This window comes from Streptosporangium sp. NPDC006013 (genome assembly GCF_040614275.1).
In the GTDB taxonomy this organism is placed as follows: Bacteria; Actinomycetota; Actinomycetes; order Streptosporangiales; family Streptosporangiaceae; genus Streptosporangium.
On sequence record NZ_JBEXUE010000885.1, the window covers coordinates 1 to 1,856 of the forward strand.

General features: G+C 70.8%; 3 protein-coding genes. 1 reads left to right on the top strand and 2 read right to left on the bottom strand.

Annotated features, from left to right (window positions below; translation table 11 throughout):
- Nucleotides 1–281: 281 nt before the first annotated feature.
- The gene (locus ABZ260_RS50620) at nucleotides 282–524 is read left to right on the top strand and encodes a WhiB family transcriptional regulator (RefSeq protein ID WP_169750053.1); all 243 of its coding nucleotides are present in this window, start codon (nucleotides 282–284) and stop codon (nucleotides 522–524) included.
- Here ABZ260_RS50620 and ABZ260_RS50625 read toward each other — a convergent pair.
- Both ABZ260_RS50625 and ABZ260_RS50630 read right to left on the bottom strand, forming a co-directional pair.
- On the bottom strand, nucleotides 517–687 hold the full coding sequence (locus ABZ260_RS50625) for a hypothetical protein (protein ID WP_355633008.1): 171 nt from the start codon (nucleotides 685–687) through the stop codon (nucleotides 517–519). The two genes, ABZ260_RS50620 and ABZ260_RS50625, sit on opposite strands and share 8 nt — an antisense overlap.
- A 306-nt stretch (nucleotides 688–993) precedes the next feature.
- Nucleotides 994–1,734, bottom strand: a complete 741-nt coding sequence (locus tag ABZ260_RS50630; protein WP_355633011.1) for a DUF3152 domain-containing protein — start codon at nucleotides 1,732–1,734, stop codon at nucleotides 994–996.
- Nucleotides 1,735–1,856: the final 122 nt, after the last annotated feature.

Below are 1,856 nucleotides of genomic sequence, written 5' to 3' on the forward strand. Positions count from 1 at the left end.
GGGCCGGGGTGCGCGCGCCCCGGCCCGGCGGGGGCGGCGGTCGCCGGGCCCCGGAGCGCGCGGGGATGGTCCGGCCGTTGCGCACCGCCGGGGTTCGACCCACTGATCGGGGCCTTCCTTAACGGAAGAGACCATCGGTCAAAATCGCCCGATTTTTCCGCTTAAAAGGTATGAGTACCACTACAGCGGGCACGCGATCCTCAACCTGAGCTGCCAGTATCTGAGCCGTCCTCACTCCCAATTGGATCGCCATGCCTGTTAAGAGCAACGTTATTCCGATCATCAACTGGTCTCGCCGCTCCTCCTGCCTCAGTGAGGATCCCGAACTCTTCTTTCCGGTGTCCTACGAGGGGCCGGGTCGTGAACAGTACGAGCGCGCCAGAGCCGTGTGCCGCCGCTGCCCGGTGCGCGGGCGCTGCCTGGAGTACGCGTTGAACACCCAGCAGATGGACGGTGTGTGGGGAGGCACCACCCCCGACGAGCGCAGGGCCACCATGACCAGGGCGAGGCGTCAGGTCAGGTAGCGGTGCCCCGGAGCCGGTCGGCCGTCCAGATCTCGCCCTGCCCGTCCTGTTCGCCGGGCTCTTCGGCGAGCGCGCGGAACCTGGCGGCGTTGCGCTGGGCGTTGTCCCGGCAGCGGTTGTTGAAGAGCACGTGGGTGACCTCGGCGCGCGGCGCCGGGCGCACTCCAGGATGTGGCGCCCGTTGTTCTCCCCGATCGGGAACCACGGCGGGAACTGGAAGAGCGCCGCTCCCAGCCTGCTCGCCTCGTGCGGCGGCTCCAGCGCGCTGAGGAATCGCCGCCAGACCTCCTCGACGATCTCCGGCGGCACGTCTTTGAGGTAGAGGTCGCGCTCCGGCGGTGCGCCGAGCCTCTCCCGCTACGGCTACCCGCATGTCCATCGGGTGCCCGGGGAGAGGCCGGTGAACCTCCCTCCGCCACGGCTTTGCCGTACGCGGTGGTTCACCGGCCCCAGGTGACCGCCGTGCCGGTCAGCGGCGGGGCGACGGCCAGGGGTTGGGGCGGCAGCCGTACAGGGACTTGGTCTGCTGGAGCATCACCGGGGCCCGCCGGCCGGGGCCGGGGCAGGAGACGTGGCCGTGGCCGAGACCGTGCCCGACCTCGTGGCTGATGACGTACTCGCGGTAGGAGGCCACGTCACGGCCGTAGCCTCGCGCCCCGGTGTTCCAGCGGACCGCGTTGATGATCGCGCGCCCGCCGTTCCAGCAGGACAGCGTGCCGTTGGTCCGCATCGGCAGGCAACGCCGGTCGGCCGTCTCCGGGCTGCTCAGCGAGACCCTGAGCTGCACCGGGCCGCGCGCCACCCGTTTGAACCGGTACCCCCAGCCACGCGGGTCGTTGAGGATCCGGTGCACCTCGGAGGCGAACTCCTCCACCTCGAACGGCAGGCCGCGCTCGACCTCCACCGCGTACCGGACGACCCTGCCCTTGCCCCTGGGAGGTCTGGCCTCGCCGGGGGCGACGGCGTAGCGGCCCTTGGCCGCCCGGGGCACCTTCACCCTCAGCGGTTGCTGCCGGCCGTTGGCCAGCAGGAGCGGCTCCTCGGCCGGGCCGGAGGGGTCGGCCGTACCCCGAGGCTGCGGTGGCGGGGTCGGTGTCACCGGCGTCACGGGTATCTGGGGCAGGGCGGCGTCCGGGGGTGGGGGAATGTCGGGAACAGGCTCGAGGTGACCGCTCAGCAGGGTGACCGCTCCGGCCGTGAACGTGGCCATGACGCTGAACGCGAGAAGCCACATAACGGTCTTGGAGTCACGTCGACTTTCGTTCCCGGGGGCAGACCGTCGGAGCCGGATTCGACACGGTCGGCGCCGCCGTGGAGCCCCTGATCAAGGCA